Annotated in this window: 10 protein-coding genes and 1 CRISPR repeat array (1 of these 11 cut by a window edge); all 10 genes read left to right on the forward strand. The window is 39.4% G+C overall.

Annotation, left to right across the window (positions count from 1 at the left end; translation table 11 throughout):
* The first annotated feature begins 8 nt into the window (after positions 1-8).
* The 10 genes from glsB (at position 9) to cas4 (ending at position 10,691) form a co-directional block, all read left to right on the forward strand.
* Complete coding sequence (gene glsB / locus AC6H3C_RS20305) at positions 9-971, forward strand: glycine N(alpha)-acyltransferase GlsB (protein ID WP_497517361.1); 963 nt, start codon at positions 9-11, stop codon at positions 969-971.
* A 569-nt stretch (positions 972-1,540) separates the two neighbouring features.
* A complete protein-coding gene (locus AC6H3C_RS20310; RefSeq protein ID WP_497517363.1) occupies positions 1,541-2,494 on the forward strand; it encodes a helix-turn-helix transcriptional regulator in 954 nt (317 codons plus the stop codon).
* A gap of 67 nt (positions 2,495-2,561) precedes the next feature.
* A complete protein-coding gene (locus AC6H3C_RS20315) occupies positions 2,562-4,343 on the forward strand; it encodes a hypothetical protein (RefSeq protein ID WP_497517365.1) in 1,782 nt (593 codons plus the stop codon).
* Positions 4,330-5,220, forward strand: a complete 891-nt coding sequence (gene cas7i, locus AC6H3C_RS20320) for a type I-B CRISPR-associated protein Cas7/Cst2/DevR (protein ID WP_497517366.1) — start codon at positions 4,330-4,332, stop codon at positions 5,218-5,220. Before AC6H3C_RS20315 ends, cas7i begins: the two co-directional genes overlap by 14 nt.
* A 1-nt stretch (position 5,221) precedes the next feature.
* Positions 5,222-5,923, forward strand: coding sequence for a CRISPR-associated protein Cas5 (cas5, locus tag AC6H3C_RS20325; RefSeq protein WP_497517367.1), 702 nt, complete (start codon positions 5,222-5,224; stop codon positions 5,921-5,923).
* 198 nt (positions 5,924-6,121) lie between these two features.
* Entirely contained in the window at positions 6,122-8,158 is a 2,037-nt protein-coding gene (gene cas3 / locus AC6H3C_RS20330) for a CRISPR-associated helicase Cas3' (RefSeq protein ID WP_497517368.1), read from the forward strand.
* Positions 8,159-8,169: 11 nt separating this feature from the next.
* On the forward strand, positions 8,170-8,829 hold the full coding sequence (locus AC6H3C_RS20335; RefSeq protein ID WP_497517369.1) for a CRISPR-associated endonuclease Cas6: 660 nt from the start codon (positions 8,170-8,172) through the stop codon (positions 8,827-8,829).
* A 10-nt stretch (positions 8,830-8,839) separates the two neighbouring features.
* Positions 8,840-9,832, forward strand: coding sequence for a CRISPR-associated endonuclease Cas1 (gene cas1 / locus AC6H3C_RS20340; RefSeq protein WP_497517371.1), 993 nt, complete (start codon positions 8,840-8,842; stop codon positions 9,830-9,832).
* Positions 9,829-10,119 carry a CRISPR-associated endonuclease Cas2 gene (gene cas2, locus AC6H3C_RS20345; protein WP_497517372.1) on the forward strand — a complete coding sequence of 97 codons (291 nt, stop codon included), beginning with the start codon at positions 9,829-9,831 and terminating at the stop codon, positions 10,117-10,119. Before cas1 ends, cas2 begins: the two co-directional genes overlap by 4 nt.
* Entirely contained in the window at positions 10,119-10,691 is a 573-nt protein-coding gene (cas4, locus tag AC6H3C_RS20350; protein WP_497517374.1) for a CRISPR-associated protein Cas4, read from the forward strand. The genes cas2 and cas4 overlap by 1 nt, the downstream gene beginning before the upstream one ends.
* 195 nt (positions 10,692-10,886) lie before the next feature.
* A CRISPR array of direct repeats spans positions 10,887-19,498; the repeat unit is 37 nt; unit sequence CTTCCAGAGCAACATCCAGAGCAACAAGGATTGAAAC (it continues 639 nt past the right edge of the window).

The raw sequence follows: 19,498 nt of genomic DNA on the forward strand, positions 1-19,498 counted from the left end.
TACCAAGTATGAAGGAAATTGCTGCACCTGTAGCGAAAGATGCTATTCTGGCGGAGCTTACCCCGGAAAAGTTGTTGAGAAAAACCAATAAAGGTGCCAATGAGATCTATGTGATCACTCATCATGACTCTCCCAATATCATGTATGAAATTGGCCGACTTCGGGAAATCAGTTTTCGCGATGCCGGCGGTGGAACGGGAAAGGATCTGGATATTGATCAATACGACACCTGTGAGAATCCGTATAAACAATTAATTGTATGGGACCCGGATGCCCGGGAAATTCTCGGGGGCTACCGTTACATAATCTGCAAAAATTTGCCTTTGGATGAAAACGGCGAAGTAAAACTGGCCACCTCTCGCCTGTTCCATTTCTCCAAGGAATTTATCGAAAACTACCTTCCCTACACCCTCGAACTGGGCCGCTCATTTGTTCAGCCCGACTACCAGTCGAGCAAAGCAGGGGCCAAAGCGCTGTTTGCTCTCGACAATTTGTGGGATGGTTTAGGAGCGCTAACGGTCGACCACCCGGAAATTAAATACTTTTTTGGCAAGGTGACTATGTACACGCATTTTAACATCGATGCCCGGAATTTAATTTTGTGTTTCTTCTCCAAATACTTTCGCGACCGCGACAACCTGGTTACCCCAAAAAGACCAATTGATTTGCGTTTGGACATGGAAACTATGGAGCAAATTTTCTCCGGCGGATCGTACAATGAAGATTATCGGATCCTGACACATAAAGTCAGGGAGTATGGCGAAAATATCCCTCCGCTGATTAATGCCTACATGAACCTGAGCCCTTCTATGAAGACCTTCGGAACTGTACTGAACGACCGCTTTGGCGACGTGGAAGAAACGGGAATTATTGTAACCATTAAAGATATTTACGAAGTAAAAAAAGACCGTCACATCGAAACGTACATCCGGGAGAAGGATGACAATAATGTGTTTCCCGAAGTGAAATAAATTCCATTTCAACACAACGGCATCACAGAAAACGACCGTCTCAAATTTCGTTTTGAGACGGTCGTTTTTTTGTAGGTGTAGCAGAAAAAGTCTTTTTTAAAACCGCCATCAACAGAAGTCGTCGAACGTAGAAAATAAAGTTTATTTTTCACGTTCGCCTAAATAGCACTGAAATTATTTGTCCCGGAAAGCCAACTAAAAGCGACAACAAATACCAACGGCAAAAAAATATTTTTGAGCTATTCGAAAACCTAATTTTCCTCTTCAGTAGAAACTTAAGTTTCATGCTTTCTGGAAAAATGAGAGTTTTTCACGTTTGACTAATTACTGGTGCTTCACTCTTCGCATACAGCATGATCGCGAATCGCACCAAAACCTTTCAGACAAACTGCATCATCCCTTTGATTCAACGACAATAACACCCTCTTTTTAAAACAAAAGTTGTCGATATTACAAGCGTAAAAATTAAATTCATCAAATAAAGCAACGCAACAAATTAAGAATATTTCAAAACAGATAACACATAATGATGAATTTCGTAACTTTATTGGACACTGAATAGAAAACCAATGCTTCAATCCACCAAATCACAACGCCTACTAAAACTAATCCTTTTCCTTTCTAATAGTTACCCCAAGACCAGGAACGAATGTGTCGATTTGCTGGGTATAAAGGATTCCGCATTTTACAACTACCGGAACGACCTGCTTGAGATCGGATTTAACCTAATCCAGAAGGATGGAAAATACTGGATTGAGCACCAGAAGGACGACCATCATGTTCTGCAAAATATACTTCATTTTACAGAAGAAGAGAGCTGGCTCCTATCCCGAACAATTGACTTACTGGATGCCCCTAAAAGCACAACATCTGCATTGAAAAGAAAACTAGCTAAATTTCTCAATCAGGACAAGGCACTTGATTCCTATTTACAAAAAGAAAAGTCCGTTAAAGTACAAACACTCGCGGAGGCGATGAGGCGGAAAAAGCAGGTCCTATTGATAAACTATGCATCCGGCAACAGCCAAACTGTTAAAAACCGATTGGTTGAGCCATTCGAATTCAAGGATGATTTTAATCTTATTTGGGCATTTGACACCACTTTAAAACAAAACCGTCAATTTAAAATCTGCCGGATTGAAGACGTACAAATCTCTCCGCTAAACTGGGAATATGCGAGGTTCCACCGTTCAATGCCGGTTGATATTTTCCGGAACACCGGAGAACTCAACAAGCAACTGGAGCTAATACTCACGCTCAAAGCACGCAACCTTCTGATTGAAGAATATCCCCTGGCAGATAAGTATTTGTCAGAACAAAGCATCAATAAATACATCCTGAAAGTACCGGTTGCAAAATACGAAGGCCCTGGACGATTTGTATTAGGACTGGCAGAAGATGTTCAGATTATTGGCAATACCGGATTCTGTGAATACCTGAAAACAAAAATCAAAAAAACGCAAAACTTATTCTGTGACTCCACGAATTCGGGAGTCACAAGTACCATATTTGACCAAAACTAAAATAACAACTAGGATAAAGCCATAGCACAAATAGGACACTGGCAATTAGAGCAAAACCGAATTAATCATGATAACCGAAATTGAATTTAAACGAACTTCAAACATCTTTATCAATGCCGGGATTGTGGCATTGTTCCAGTACCTGAAGGTTTTCAAAGAGGATACTAACGTTGAGTACGACTATTCTTACTCTCTTGAAAAAGATTCATTGCACGTTAAATGCGACAAACTATTCACTTTGTTGGAAGATGTTTACTACTACATGGGCAGGGAGCTATATGACACTGTTACAGAGAAGCAGGAAGATAATCTTAGAAACAAAAAAGATTGCAACGCTTATTATGATGTAGAAAAGGATCAATTCGTGTATTTTCCCAAAAAAAACACTTACGGATTAACTCATTTAATCACCAATAATAAGTCTCGAAATACTTTACTTGAGGCTAACCAGACAAAGCTCGAAAGCCTTACTGATGATCTAAAAGCAAAATTTCTAAAGTTTCAGGAAGAAAATAATATGAAATTTGGGAGTATTGTCTATCTGAATGAAGAATATACCTGCATTACTCGATTGGAAAAGCCTATTGATGATTACTTTATAACTGGAAAAAAGTTTTGTTATATCACAGGAATTGGTTATAAAAAGTTAGTACCCAATGCTAATATAAGTCCATTTATAAAGCAGCAAGGGAGCAAGTCATTTAACTCATCATTGAACAAGAATGATGTAAATATTAGTTGGGCTACAATGTATTTATATAGATTCTCACCTAAGCTTTGCCTATATTTTTATACAAAAAAAGATAAAGATATTCGGGGAATAATCAACTGTTATTTTTTCGAATCAACTGATTTATTAAAGCTTAATACACTTTATGAAAGAAATTTATCAGTTTATAAGGATTCAATGCTTAATAAGAAAACGAATTATTTTACAAATTTTAGAATTTATCAATTTAAACGAATTAAGGATAGTCTGTCTGAACCTAATGATTTCAAAGGAAAACATGAAACATTATTTGCCCTGATTTATACTTTCTACAAACAGTTCCTTTATGATAAAGGTTTTGAGGACATTAATGAAGTGGACAACATTTTCGATTTGGGATTCGAGAAAATACCAATATCCCTGATCTCATTCAAAGCCGATTCCTTCTCTTCAACACTTCGCCCTAATGCATTTGAATATTTCAATAATTTCAAATTTGCAATCAAGCTAATCATTTATTTAGAGAAAGAAGGAATTAAATTTTCGCAAATGCTTTCAAGCTTAAAATTTATGAAAAGCTCAGAAAGGAACTCAGGGAATAGTTATCTGCTGGAACGGAAACAGAGAGAAAAGGTGATGACCTTAATGCTAAACGGAAAATCAGTGGTTAATGAGATTGCACAGTTATATTATCAATGTTACACTTACCTCTTAAAGGGAGACCCTGTTGGATTTAAAAATTACGAACAACTATATCTATTTACAAGCAAATACGAACTTAAAATTAATAGACAAATGACACCGGAAATGCAGGAAAAAGCTTTTAAACTGGGGACTTCGATTGGTATGGCAATTACCAGATTCGAAAATCCCGAAAATAAAAATGACGAGAAGTCAAATGCAAAAAATGGCCGCAAATACATTATCGATTTGAATAAATCGAGAACACTCGATCAATTCAATGATGCCATTATCCGCATCATGAACAAGTACCAGTTGCAGGTTAACAGCGAACTTTTCAAAGAAAATCTGAATGAAGAAAACTTCGAAATGGTCAAACAATTTGCCATTATCGGAGCCTTAAATGTGATTAACAATGTAATTAAACCAATAAATACAACTTCAAATGAAAAACAATAGCATTACAATTACCTATTTATCGAAAGTATCGTTTGCCAGCTTGAATGGAGCCGATAAAGATGTTGACAACATTAACCCGATCAAGAAAATAACGCTCGATAATGGAACCGAGTTGCCTTACGTGTCGTCGCAAGCCATCCGCAGGGCATTACGCGATCGACTTGAAGAGATGGGACAGCAGATTTCTATGGTCACTCCTGGCGAAGGAAAGAATCCGGCAAGCACCGAAGGCGATCCAAGTGCTTACATCGATGATGATTTATTTGGGTATATGAATGCCAGTGCACGAAGCCAGCGTACATCTGCTATTCGCGTCGAATCATTAGTCGCAATCAATACTTACAAGGGTGATCTTGATTATGGCACCAACTTTATGGGTGTTAACAAAGGCGGTGAACCCAATATTTATGAAACTGAAATACATTCAGGTTTGTACAGGGGAACCATCTTGATTGAACTGGACAGAATTGGTAATGGGCGAATTGTCAATGAGAATAAAAAGACAAAATTTGATGATTCCGAATACATCACAAATGAAGAGAAACAGAAAAGGGTTCTGGCTTTTATCGATGCATTCAGGACGCTTTGGAGTACCGGCCGCCAATCGCGTTTCCTTGCCGACATTTCGCCAAAGTTTATTGCAGCGGCTTATATGAGTGTGAAGAATCCGGTCTTTCTTGAATCAGTAACCATTGACAAATCGGGAAAGGTTAATTCAGGTATTCTTTCAACTGTTGTTGATGACTATCAAAAATTCATTTCCGATCATGTATTTGCCGGGCAAAAGGCATCATTAAATCTCGATGAATCGGTTCTTTCCTTAGAAGAAGGATTCAATAAAATTGAAAATTGGGTAAAAGATTATTTCAAGGCTTAAGATGAAATATTGTATTGTTGAATTAAAGACACAGACAGCAACCTTTCGAAATCCTGAGTTTCAGAATTTCCACAAGACATTACCGTTGCCACCCCCAACAACATTGGTTGGTGTTGCAGGTGCTGCAATGGGAAAAAGCCCGGAAGAAGCTCAACGGTTCTTTGAGGGCTCAGCTTTTGAGATGGGGTCGTACTGCAAAAACGTAGGAATGACAACCGATTTGTGGAAATACAATGATTTCAGGGAGCGAAGCATTATTCTGAAAGAAGTATTATTCCAAAATGAAGTGATTTTGATATATGGTTCGGAAGATATATCAAGAGTAGATTTCCTAATGAATTCATTTGAGAATCCAGTTTATGGGCTAACCCTGGGTAACAGTGATTCACTAGCCAAGGTTGTAGCTATTGTGGATGAAACAAATACAATAGAGGCAGACAATGTTTCTTATTGCCTTATTGAAGGCGATATCATTGAAGAGGTTTTATCAAATGCCTCGAATGGTTTGGATTTTTCTATCTACTCAACATCCGATCCGGTTGCTATGGATTTACCGACCCGTTTTACTTATACTGATAGTTATGGGATGCGCAGTGTGTGTCAACGCAAACAGTTTTCGTTGATCACCAAAGAGATGAAACTGAATATAAAGAAGAAAGGCATTTTATATAAAGAGATATTTGTGCCACTTTTTCATTTCTAACGGTTATGGAGGAACTCCTTGCTAAGAAAAATCCAAATGAATCATTAATATCCCATACCGATTGGGTTTTATCGGTGTGGGATATTATTTTCCAACAGTACAGATCAATCATTCCCGATAATCGCTTTTGGGATGATTCTTATATTTCTGTTTTGTTGCAACGATATAGGAAAGGCTACACTGAATTTTCAGGATGTCATGTATAATAGAGTTCATGATTACGACAACTATATTCGTCACGAGCTTTATTCCGGTGTCTTTATTTTACTGAATGATAAAGCTAAGTTCATCCAAAATCCTTTGCCTGTATTAAGTGTTTTCAGCCATCATAAAGATTTGGTGGAGGGTGTTTTTGATCGTGAAAATGACTACGTTGAGATTTGCATAAACAAAGAATCTTTTGATTTTATAATTGACTATTATAAGGCTAAACTTAACGAAAAGAGAATTGGAGCATCTTTCGATTCAAAGGTCATAGCTAGGTTGTCAAATCAGTTAAAAACAAATCTTTTAATAATAGCATTTAAGAACTTTATCAAAGGGACTTCCGAAAAATTCGTTTTTGATACACGTAAGCAGTATATCAGATATAAAGCAGTTTTAACTATTTGTGATTGGCTTGGATCAGCTCACCAGTTCCCTAAAGAGGGTATAGTTTACGACAATGAGTTTTTGAGAGAAAGGATTGTAAGTAAGTTAAGAAACGAAGGGAAAACAGAAATTGCTGATAGTTTCAAATTCAGACGGTTTCAAACAGAAAGCACAGTCCCCGGTAATGTGATTGCTATTGCCCCAACAGGGAGCGGAAAAACCGAGGCTGCTTTGTTGTGGGCTTCTCAGAAAAAAGCTGAGGAACGGATTATTTATTTACTACCAACCCGCGTAACTTCAAATGCCATTTACAATCGATTGTTACAGTATTTTAATGATGATTCTGTTGCAATTGTTCATTCTTCTGCACTTTTTTTCCGTAAAGAAACAACTGAAAACTACGATCAGAAGGAATACCTGAAAGATCGAACTTTTTTTCAGAATGTCAATGTATGCACCATTGATCAGGTTCTTACGCAAGGGTTCAATCTTGGATATTGGGAGCTAAAGACTTTTCACATGATGAATTCCTGGATTATTATCGATGAGATTCATCTTTATGCACCTTACACATTAGCGCTTATAATTTCAACGATTTCCTATTTGAAGTCAGAGTTTGGTACTCGGTTTTTTATCATGAGTGCAACCATGCCGTCAAAACTTCAGCGGCTATTAACAAAATCATTGGGAGATGGGAATTACAGCTTAATTCAGGATAAGGAATTACTTGACCAATCGAGGAATATCTTTGAAACACGCGATTGTCTGGTTGATGATTTGTTAGATGAAATAATCGCTGCAATTGAGTCAGCAAAGAAAGTTCTTGTTGTTGTAAATACTGTCGATGAAGCAACACGTATCTATTCCACACTGAAAGACTATGCTTCAAAGGCCTTTTGTTATCATTCCAGGTTTATGCAACAAGATAGGATAGACAAGGAAAAAGAGATATTGCTTGCTGAAAATTCAGGAGAGTCATTACTATTAGTCGCGACGCAAGTTGTTGAGGTTAGTTTGGATATTGATTTCGATATACTGTTTACGGAAAATGCTCCTATTGATGCGATTGTTCAACGTGCGGGTCGTGTTAATAGGAAACGCTCAAAAGCAGGAACTAAAATCATTGTTTTCCAAGAAACCGAAATAACAAGGAAATGGGTTTATGATGTTCCCGGAATACTGGACAATACATTTTCTGTAATACAAAACCATGATGGAGAAGCTTTAAATGAACATCAACTACTCCAAATGGTTGACCAAGTTTATTCTGAAATTGACATAGAAACAGATACTCACTTTATAGATGGAATAAAAAAGTATTCTGAGATTCAAAGGAATCTGCATTTCATAAAAGACAATGTAAATAAGGATGAAGTTTATACACGCGAAGGATTAGATACAATATCAGTTATTCCGATGAAAAATAATGCTAATAAATATGGAGAAGAGGAGGATTACTGGTCTGTAGAATTTAAGAATAAGAGTGCAATGGAAAAGGCAAAGCATGAATTATCTGTTCGAAAGTCTAAGCAATTTAGTTTTCCAATATTGAAAGATGATAAAGGATTCAACTATATCGATGCAGAATACTCTTATGAGTTTGGAATAGTATTTAAAAAAAGCGAAAAAAATGTTTTTCTATAACTTATTTAACTATGCAAATCACACAAACGACCATACAATTTCCGGACATTCAATTGCAAACCCGCGATGCCCATAAACTTCGTGGCTATTTTGGCAACCTTTTTAAAGAACATTCGCCGCTGTTGCATAATCATTACGACGATGGCTCGTCGCGGTATGCCTATCCGTTGGTACAATATAAGGTAATCGACCGGGTTCCGGTTCTGGTTGGGTTTCAGGAAGGGGCCGAATTGTTGGTTTCGCTTTTCTTGAAAATCCGCGAACTCGACATCGAAGGACAACATTACCCGGTAAAGGCTAAAAACATTCAACAAAAACAAATAGAGTTGAGTGTTAACCAGCAGTTGTACAACTATTCATTCAAAACTTTATGGATGGCACTAAACCAGGAAAACTTTCAAAAGTACAGCAAGCTGGACGAAGATGAAAAGAAACAGTTCCTTAACCGCCAAATTCAAAACAACATCCTCAGTTTTTACAAAGGGCTCGATTTCCGAACTTCGGAACGCATTATGGCTGTTGCCCGGCTCGAAGAAAAACAAACCCTGTTCAAAAACCAAACTATGCTTGCCTTTTCGGGGAGTTTCACCAGCAATGCGTACCTGCCTGACTGGGCAGGAATTGGCAAAGCCGTTAGTCGCGGTTTTGGAACCATTAGTCTAATACAATAAAGCTTGAAGCATGCAACTAATCATCAATACCTATGGTACGTATGTCCATGTAAAAGACGAACTATTTGAGGTTTCGCTGACCAAAGACGGGGAAAAACAAAAACATCATTTTGCCAGTCAAAAGGTTACCTCCATATTAATGAGTAAAGGAGCTGCAATCAGCACTGATGCTGTTATTCTGGCCATGAAAAACAACATCGACATCATTATCTTCGAATACGATGGCGTACCAGTCGGCCGTTTTTGGCATAGTAAACCTGGAAGTACCTCCAAAATTCGCAAACAGCAGCTGGAAGCAAGTCTGAACGAGGTGGGTGTTTTCTGGATTAAAAGCTGGCTAACGAAAAAGCTCAACAACCAAGTAGAGTTTCTGAAACGATTGAAAAATCATCGACCAGCAACCGCTGACCAAATCCAGGAAAAGATTGACTCAATCACTTCGCTCAAACAAAAAATGAACGATCTTGAAGGGATCAACATTGATGCCGTCGATGACACCCTGCGCGGACTGGAAGGAACTGCTGGTCGGATATACTTCCAAACACTTAGTACCTTATTAACTGAGCGCTACCAGTTCAACGGGCGAAGCTTTCGTCCTGCACAAGATTCGTTCAATGCTTTTCTCAATTATGCCTACGGCGTACTTTACAGCAGGGTCGAAAAAGTGCTGGTCATAGCCGGACTTGACCCCTATGTCGGTTTTATGCACCGCGATGATTATAACATGAAAAGTATGGTCTTCGACTTTATTGAACCCTATCGAATATATGCCGATGAAGTAGTCTTTAAGCTGTTCTCCGCAAAAAAAGTAAATGATAGCCACACCGATACCATCACCAACGGTATCAGTTTAAATGGCGATGGTAAAAACTTACTGATGCAATCACTCATGCAATTTCTCGACGAAGAGAAAATAAAATATAACGGAAGGAATCAAACCCGCATGAACGCCATGCAGATGGACGCTCATCAATTTGCAAACAAATTAATCAACAAGCTATGATCTGCTGGGTTTTATACGACATTAAAAAGAATCGACAACGAGGAAAGGTCTCTAAGATTTGTAAAAGGTCGGGATTGTACCGGGTACAAAAATCAGTATTTCTGGGTAGTATGGAAGACAATGAAAAAGACAGTCTTGAGTTGGAGATAAAAGAACTTATTGACGAAGAATCGGATTCCGTTTACATCTTCCCGATGAGTAAGAACGAGCTACGCCAAACAGCACTTATGGGACAGGCATTCGATAAGAAATTAATCACCGATGAAATTAGAGCCTTGTTTTTCTGATGTCCATAACTCCGTCACATATCATTGAATACTTGTACTGTCCGAGGTTTACTTACTTCGAGTATGTGCTAAGTATCCCTCAATATGAAGAGAGACATTTCAAAGTTGAAAAAGGGAGAAATGTCCATGAGCAAAAGCTCGAACAGAATAGAGATTACCTAAGAAAACGAATCGGAGTAAAGGCAAAATACGCCGACCAATATTTAACCAATCAAATACTGAGAGGAAAAATTGACGAAGTACTTTTATTAAATGATGATACGATGGCTCCGCTCGACTACAAATTTGCTAAATTTGAAGATCGGATTTATGAAACTTACAGAACACAATTGGAGTGTTACGCGGTTCTTATTGAAAACAATTTTGCGAAAAAAGTAACCAAAGGATTTTTGGTCTACACCCGTTCTGCAAACAAACTGGTTGAAGTTGAAATTCCGGACGCGGCTAAAAACGAAGTTCGTTCCATATGCCAAGCTGTAAACGAAATAATTACACAGAATTATTTTCCCAAAGCAACCAAATACAAACAACGCTGTATCGGCTGTACATACCGGAATATTTGTATAAAATAGGCATTTACGGACTGGAATTTATTTGATACGCTGAAAAATAAGGCAATAACTAAAAGAATAATAATAGATTACACTTTCGAAAATGTTTAAAAACAAACACATATCAGAGTTCTTTGACATACTGAAAAATCAAAAAGAGCATAGCCAAATAAACTATTACGGCACTGGAAAACAAACAGATAAAAAACTGTGTAACTTCCAGAGCAACATCCAGAGCAACAAGGATTGAAACATCCAGATTCCCAATTTCTGATAATCTGAATAAGGTCTTCCAGAGCAACATCCAGAGCAACAAGGATTGAAACCTTCATCAATAAGATACAAACAAATAAAAATTAGCACTTCCAGAGCAACATCCAGAGCAACAAGGATTGAAACTTTTAGGTAAGGCTAAAGACGCTCTACCTCAATTTTCTTCCAGAGCAACATCCAGAGCAACAAGGATTGAAACATTGAAAAACAACCAGAGCAAAATTGCCCAAAGGTCTTCCAGAGCAACATCCAGAGCAACAAGGATTGAAACTTTGCTTCAGAAAGATGAATCAAAGATCAATAAGCTCTTCCAGAGCAACATCCAGAGCAACAAGGATTGAAACTTCGTAATATCGAACGTCCTGCCTCGCTCGTAGGCTCTTCCAGAGCAACATCCAGAGCAACAAGGATTGAAACTACATGAAAGGACATTATGGTTATTGGAAAGAAAAGCTTCCAGAGCAACATCCAGAGCAACAAGGATTGAAACTAGCTAATAATCCGCATCAGTGCATAACAACGGCTATCTTCCAGAGCAACATCCAGAGCAACAAGGATTGAAACGTAGAAAATTAAATTGAAACAGAAATGAAAATAAAGCTTCCAGAGCAACATCCAGAGCAACAAGGATTGAAACAGATATTCCAGTAATTCAGTACGGGAAAAATACAGTCTTCCAGAGCAACATCCAGAGCAACAAGGATTGAAACTGCTTAGCTAAAACGGATTTCATTACTTCTGAAATTCTTCCAGAGCAACATCCAGAGCAACAAGGATTGAAACTATTTGTTCATATCCTTGAACCATCCTGCCAATTCACTTCCAGAGCAACATCCAGAGCAACAAGGATTGAAACTAAGCCAGCTCCAACTTCCGGGGTCAATAAGGGAAAACTTCCAGAGCAACATCCAGAGCAACAAGGATTGAAACTAAGCCAGCTCCAACTTCCGGGGTCAATAAGGGAAAACTTCCAGAGCAACATCCAGAGCAACAAGGATTGAAACTAAAACAATTAATAAGAGTGTTAATTCAAAAAATATCTTCCAGAGCAACATCCAGAGCAACAAGGATTGAAACTCTGGTAATCAGATAAAAAGCTTTCGCCCATATTGACTTCCAGAGCAACATCCAGAGCAACAAGGATTGAAACCGATATTCTGCATGAAAATAGTTCTGCATTCATTGCTTCCAGAGCAACATCCAGAGCAACAAGGATTGAAACTAATTGTGTTAATTCAAAAAACAGAGTTAAAAATTTCTTCCAGAGCAACATCCAGAGCAACAAGGATTGAAACTAAGCCAGCTCCAACTTCCGGGGTCAATAAGGGAAACTTCCAGAGCAACATCCAGAGCAACAAGGATTGAAACAAAAAGAAAGGGGGCAACAATGAATAAGGGTGCTGTCTTCCAGAGCAACATCCAGAGCAACAAGGATTGAAACCTTCTTGCGAGGTGGATGTTTGCCCCCCCTGATCTCTTCCAGAGCAACATCCAGAGCAACAAGGATTGAAACCCAGTGAAGCCTTTAATGCCTCGTATTCGGCCTTAACTTCCAGAGCAACATCCAGAGCAACAAGGATTGAAACAAACAGATGAATACACCACAGAAACCCCAATTGCACTTCCAGAGCAACATCCAGAGCAACAAGGATTGAAACTCTGGTAATCAGATAAAAAGCTTTCGCCCATATTGACTTCCAGAGCAACATCCAGAGCAACAAGGATTGAAACATTTTGAAGCACTTCCATTATTGATAGCTTCGTTCACTTCCAGAGCAACATCCAGAGCAACAAGGATTGAAACTGCGGCGGCAGTAGCATATTGTCGTGAAGTTAGAATCTTCCAGAGCAACATCCAGAGCAACAAGGATTGAAACCGCAGCCAAAATTTTGCCTTCGTAAAATCGCCAACCACTTCCAGAGCAACATCCAGAGCAACAAGGATTGAAACCAGCTAATGATAAAGTATATGCCGGGCTGTTGTTTTCTTCCAGAGCAACATCCAGAGCAACAAGGATTGAAACTTTGAAGGCAAAATAAATCTTGCTTATAAAATAAACTTCCAGAGCAACATCCAGAGCAACAAGGATTGAAACTAAGCCCGCTCCAACTTCCGGGGTCAATAAGGGAAACTTCCAGAGCAACATCCAGAGCAACAAGGATTGAAACTCGAAATTATTTTGTATTCTAACTTCACGACAATATCTTCCAGAGCAACATCCAGAGCAACAAGGATTGAAACATTAAAAACAGGGTAATAACCGGGACAAAAGATACTACTTCCAGAGCAACATCCAGAGCAACAAGGATTGAAACCGCAGCCAAAATTTTGCCTTCGTAAAATCGCCAACCACTTCCAGAGCAACATCCAGAGCAACAAGGATTGAAACTACATTTGATTTCCGTCGAAGATGAACGAGCTGATTCTTCCAGAGCAACATCCAGAGCAACAAGGATTGAAACGACAAATACCGAGCAATTTCCCGAATGCCGTACACCCTTCCAGAGCAACATCCAGAGCAACAAGGATTGAAACCGAGGATGAAAAAGGATTATTCATCGAGGTAATGATCTTCCAGAGCAACATCCAGAGCAACAAGGATTGAAACCATTATACAAATAACACTAAAACAAAATATCATGACTTCCAGAGCAACATCCAGAGCAACAAGGATTGAAACTAACATGTTTTGCAAATCAATTAGGTCATGATTATCTTCCAGAGCAACATCCAGAGCAACAAGGATTGAAACTTAACGGTAATTCTTACGCAGCAAAAGAAAGTATTAACTTCCAGAGCAACATCCAGAGCAACAAGGATTGAAACACAATTGTAAATTATGGATTACGAGAGAATAAAAAAACTTCCAGAGCAACATCCAGAGCAACAAGGATTGAAACTGATTTAAAGTGAATTACATATGATATGTCGTCTTACTTCCAGAGCAACATCCAGAGCAACAAGGATTGAAACATCTGGGAAATACAGAGATAATTTCAGCCGCTGTTACTTCCAGAGCAACATCCAGAGCAACAAGGATTGAAACTGAATTGTCTCCGTAGGAAGATTTCCCCATTGATTCCTTCCAGAGCAACATCCAGAGCAACAAGGATTGAAACGTATTAACGTAAAAAAAGAAAAAATAGGGAGGGTTTCTTCCAGAGCAACATCCAGAGCAACAAGGATTGAAACCCTCAGGGGCACTCAAATCACGTCTTTGCCAGATAACTTCCAGAGCAACATCCAGAGCAACAAGGATTGAAACAAAACGGAAATACTTGGCAACCACTTACAATGTGATCTTCCAGAGCAACATCCAGAGCAACAAGGATTGAAACATTATTAAAACCGCAGTTTATACGGGCGTTAAAGAGCTTCCAGAGCAACATCCAGAGCAACAAGGATTGAAACTCGCTTTTGCGATCAAAAATCATAACGGAAATTTTTCTTCCAGAGCAACATCCAGAGCAACAAGGATTGAAACAGCCTATTCAAATCTGCCTGAATCGGTGAATCTGCGTTCTTCCAGAGCAACATCCAGAGCAACAAGGATTGAAACCCAGTTCACCATCTTCATTTAAGCTCAATGTCCAAGCTTCCAGAGCAACATCCAGAGCAACAAGGATTGAAACCATTAATTATGTTGTTTTTACACCCGCGCTGATTACCTTCCAGAGCAACATCCAGAGCAACAAGGATTGAAACTTTTTGGTAATACAGAGATAATTTCATCCGCTGTTAACTTCCAGAGCAACATCCAGAGCAACAAGGATTGAAACCTTCGGTTTATCCGGGGCCACATTTCGGGAGGTGGCGCTTCCAGAGCAACATCCAGAGCAACAAGGATTGAAACTTCAACCCGGTCCCGGTAACGATCAACGGGCTTTCACTTCCAGAGCAACATCCAGAGCAACAAGGATTGAAACTGCTTTAGGTTATCGATCTCGTCAATCCGAGCCCGCACTTCCAGAGCAACATCCAGAGCAACAAGGATTGAAACCTTCGGTTTATCCGGGGCCACATTTCGGGAGGTGGCGCTTCCAGAGCAACATCCAGAGCAACAAGGATTGAAACCAGAAAACAACAATCTACTGTCAGCAATAGGAGCAAACTTCCAGAGCAACATCCAGAGCAACAAGGATTGAAACACGTCTATATTTGCAGAGTAAGTAAATCAAATATAGACTTCCAGAGCAACATCCAGAGCAACAAGGATTGAAACCGGCAAATCTGATTTCATTAGCAGAAAGCGACACCTTCTTCCAGAGCAACATCCAGAGCAACAAGGATTGAAACCCTCAGGGGCACTCAAATCACGTCTTTGCCAGATAACTTCCAGAGCAACATCCAGAGCAACAAGGATTGAAACCCTCAGGGGCACTCAAATCACGTCTTTGCCAGATAACTTCCAGAGCAACATCCAGAGCAACAAGGATTGAAACTTATGACTGCATTCTGGTTTCTTGTGGTGTGCCTTTCTTCCAGAGCAACATCCAGAGCAACAAGGATTGAAACCAAGTTTAAGGCCGAATACGAGGCATTAAAGGCTTCCTTCCAGAGCAACATCCAGAGCAACAAGGATTGAAACCAACAGGGGCATTACTCCCCCAATATCAATATGATCCTTCCAGAGCAACATCCAGAGCAACAAGGATTGAAACCTTTCAAAATCTACAAGTTCACCAATCGCTTTAAAACTTCCAGAGCAACATCCAGAGCAACAAGGATTGAAACCCTCTTGCGTCGTGGATGTTTGCCCTCCCTGATCTTCTTCCAGAGCAACATCCAGAGCAACAAGGATTGAAACTTTTAATATATTACAGTATGAAAAAAATAATTATAATCTTCCAGAGCAACATCCAGAGCAACAAGGATTGAAACAGTAACAAACTCGACCCTATCAACTTTTAATGAAAAGCTTCCAGAGCAACATCCAGAGCAACAAGGATTGAAACGTTACCGATTGTTTCCCTTCAGAAAATTCATACCACTTCCAGAGCAACATCCAGAGCAACAAGGATTGAAACTTCATCCTTAGTCAAAGTCGGTATGAAAATCAAAAACTTCCAGAGCAACATCCAGAGCAACAAGGATTGAAACTTGTTGATGATGTTACGATTGAAGCCCTTATTAATTCTTCCAGAGCAACATCCAGAGCAACAAGGATTGAAACTTAGTAATATACAGAAAGGGGATACTACATCAATAACTTCCAGAGCAACATCCAGAGCAACAAGGATTGAAACCTTTTAGTTTAAACGTTTAAAATTAAAAATATGGCACTTCCAGAGCAACATCCAGAGCAACAAGGATTGAAACAGCTAAGTCAATATTTCTATAAAATGAACGAAAAATCTTCCAGAGCAACATCCAGAGCAACAAGGATTGAAACTCTTCAATATAACCAATGGGCAAGCAAAGGGCATCGACTTCCAGAGCAACATCCAGAGCAACAAGGATTGAAACTCCCTATATATTTTGCTTCCAGCTCGTTGAGGAAAGCTTCCAGAGCAACATCCAGAGCAACAAGGATTGAAACTATGAACAATTTAAACGAATTATCAAAACAGATTTACTTCCAGAGCAACATCCAGAGCAACAAGGATTGAAACATTGTATCGACTGGCCGAGAGATAACGAAAATGAAACTTCCAGAGCAACATCCAGAGCAACAAGGATTGAAACCCGGCCATCCATTTGCTATGCCATTACAGATATTTACTTCCAGAGCAACATCCAGAGCAACAAGGATTGAAACTGATTTAAAGTTAATTGCATATATATATCTACGTTCTTCCAGAGCAACATCCAGAGCAACAAGGATTGAAACTATAACCGTTGCTGATACAAGATTACATAATGATAGCTTCCAGAGCAACATCCAGAGCAACAAGGATTGAAACATCCTACCAAATAAGAATCAAAAACAACATCTGCCACTTCCAGAGCAACATCCAGAGCAACAAGGATTGAAACGGATGGTACGAGCGATCAACGGGTCGCAGCTATGCGGCTTCCAGAGCAACATCCAGAGCAACAAGGATTGAAACTTTTTGGTAATACAGAGATAATTTCATCCGCTGTTACTTCCAGAGCAACATCCAGAGCAACAAGGATTGAAACGCGCATATTCTACATTTGTTCCTATTGCAATGCTACTTCCAGAGCAACATCCAGAGCAACAAGGATTGAAACATGATACTTCTCCGAGAATATGTTTCCTGGTATCGTCTTCCAGAGCAACATCCAGAGCAACAAGGATTGAAACTGCTTCGCCGTTAGCCCACATTGCGAGCAGCTAATCTTCCAGAGCAACATCCAGAGCAACAAGGATTGAAACTCTGGTAATCAGATAAAAAGCTTTCGCCCATATTGACTTCCAGAGCAACATCCAGAGCAACAAGGATTGAAACAAAATGGCACAAAGAGAACATAAATATTCGGATGCTCTTCCAGAGCAACATCCAGAGCAACAAGGATTGAAACCTGTTCATATTATCAACCGTTAACGTTCATACTAAAACTTCCAGAGCAACATCCAGAGCAACAAGGATTGAAACTGTAAAATATACAACATTCGGCATAATTGATGAACTCTTCCAGAGCAACATCCAGAGCAACAAGGATTGAAACATTAGTAGAAACTCAAATTGAAATACAAAATGAAAGCTTCCAGAGCAACATCCAGAGCAACAAGGATTGAAACTCCATTCTTCATAATCCAAATTGGTATCAATTCCGTCTTCCAGAGCAACATCCAGAGCAACAAGGATTGAAACATATTACGATAATGCGCATGACCTTGATACTCACCACTTCCAGAGCAACATCCAGAGCAACAAGGATTGAAACATTACATCAATAAAATTAGTTCCTACTGCCGTAATACTTCCAGAGCAACATCCAGAGCAACAAGGATTGAAACTTTTTACATCCAAAATCTGGTCGTGATCTGGAAATGGCTTCCAGAGCAACATCCAGAGCAACAAGGATTGAAACTCATTGATACCTTTTTTGACAGCAAAAAATAGTGTACTTCCAGAGCAACATCCAGAGCAACAAGGATTGAAACATAACCAATGTACCACGCATGTAAGCGGTAATTGTCTTCCAGAGCAACATCCAGAGCAACAAGGATTGAAACATTAACGAAAAAAAGAGATGCGAAAAACCTTCACCCCTTCCAGAGCAACATCCAGAGCAACAAGGATTGAAACATCCTAAGTCAAGTTTTCCTAATTCGTCCTTCGCAATCTTCCAGAGCAACATCCAGAGCAACAAGGATTGAAACTACAATGCCGTTGAAGTTGCAAAAGCCGCTTTTGAACTTCCAGAGCAACATCCAGAGCAACAAGGATTGAAACATGTTAAATTAAAAAAGGATTACAATACTGTTATTCTTCCAGAGCAACATCCAGAGCAACAAGGATTGAAACACAGGCCATTTCCGTCGACGTTGTATTGAAGCAAACTTCCAGAGCAACATCCAGAGCAACAAGGATTGAAACCTCGAAGAAAAGTTTGTACAGCCAATGGCCCTGCGCTTCCAGAGCAACATCCAGAGCAACAAGGATTGAAACAAGACAAGCAAAAGGCTGAGGCTGTTACCCTCATTGACTTCCAGAGCAACATCCAGAGCAACAAGGATTGAAACGCATGTAGGGCATGAGCAATCGTTCTGCGTTATCGCCTTCCAGAGCAACATCCAGAGCAACAAGGATTGAAACAGAAAAAAAAGAAACCAGTTGCCAGAAGAGCTGAACACTTCCAGAGCAACATCCAGAGCAACAAGGATTGAAACTGCCTATATATTTTTCTTCCAGCTCGTTGAGGAAAGTCTTCCAGAGCAACATCCAGAGCAACAAGGATTGAAACACAACCATGTAGTAACTTTCAAGAGAAAATTTGGGCTTCCAGAGCAACATCCAGAGCAACAAGGATTGAAACAAACTTCTTTTCAGTTGTTTTGCAGCCTCAGAAACACTTCCAGAGCAACATCCAGAGCAACAAGGATTGAAACACAATTAAAAGCACAAACGAAAAACAAACAATTATGCTTCCAGAGCAACATCCAGAGCAACAAGGATTGAAACAGGGGAAATTGGACTGCTATAATCCGGGGAAATCAATCTTCCAGAGCAACATCCAGAGCAACAAGGATTGAAACCTTCCAGCTCGTTGAGGAAAGTAAACCGGTCAGCACTTCCAGAGCAACATCCAGAGCAACAAGGATTGAAACTTATGCTGCTTCCAATGTTCGCAATATTAACCGATTCTTCCAGAGCAACATCCAGAGCAACAAGGATTGAAACAGAGGGAATGCTATCGCCCGTGCAAGAGCAATTTCACTTCCAGAGCAACATCCAGAGCAACAAGGATTGAAACATTTGGGCAATACAGATGCAATTTCATTTGCGGTTAACTTCCAGAGCAACATCCAGAGCAACAAGGATTGAAACATAATAACAAAAACAAACAAAATGGAAAGAAATATTCTTCCAGAGCAACATCCAGAGCAACAAGGATTGAAACTTTTTCCAAGCATCAACAAACT

This window comes from Gaoshiqia sp. US2, from assembly GCF_059705485.1.

Bases quoted from the DNA above. Each gene is read 5' to 3' on its own strand.
- glsB (WP_497517361.1), top strand. From the start codon at position 9: ATGAAGGAAATTGCTGCACCTGTAGCGAAAGATGCTATTCTGGCGGAG.
- AC6H3C_RS20310 (WP_497517363.1), top strand. From the start codon at position 1,541: ATGCTTCAATCCACCAAATCACAACGCCTACTAAAACTAATCCTTTTC.
- AC6H3C_RS20315 (WP_497517365.1), top strand. From the start codon at position 2,562: ATGATAACCGAAATTGAATTTAAACGAACTTCAAACATCTTTATCAAT.
- cas7i (WP_497517366.1), top strand. From the start codon at position 4,330: ATGAAAAACAATAGCATTACAATTACCTATTTATCGAAAGTATCGTTT.
- cas5 (WP_497517367.1), top strand. From the start codon at position 5,222: ATGAAATATTGTATTGTTGAATTAAAGACACAGACAGCAACCTTTCGA.
- cas3 (WP_497517368.1), top strand. From the start codon at position 6,122: ATGTATAATAGAGTTCATGATTACGACAACTATATTCGTCACGAGCTT.
- AC6H3C_RS20335 (WP_497517369.1), top strand. From the start codon at position 8,170: ATGCAAATCACACAAACGACCATACAATTTCCGGACATTCAATTGCAA.
- cas1 (WP_497517371.1), top strand. From the start codon at position 8,840: ATGCAACTAATCATCAATACCTATGGTACGTATGTCCATGTAAAAGAC.
- cas2 (WP_497517372.1), top strand. From the start codon at position 9,829: ATGATCTGCTGGGTTTTATACGACATTAAAAAGAATCGACAACGAGGA.
- cas4 (WP_497517374.1), top strand. From the start codon at position 10,119: ATGTCCATAACTCCGTCACATATCATTGAATACTTGTACTGTCCGAGG.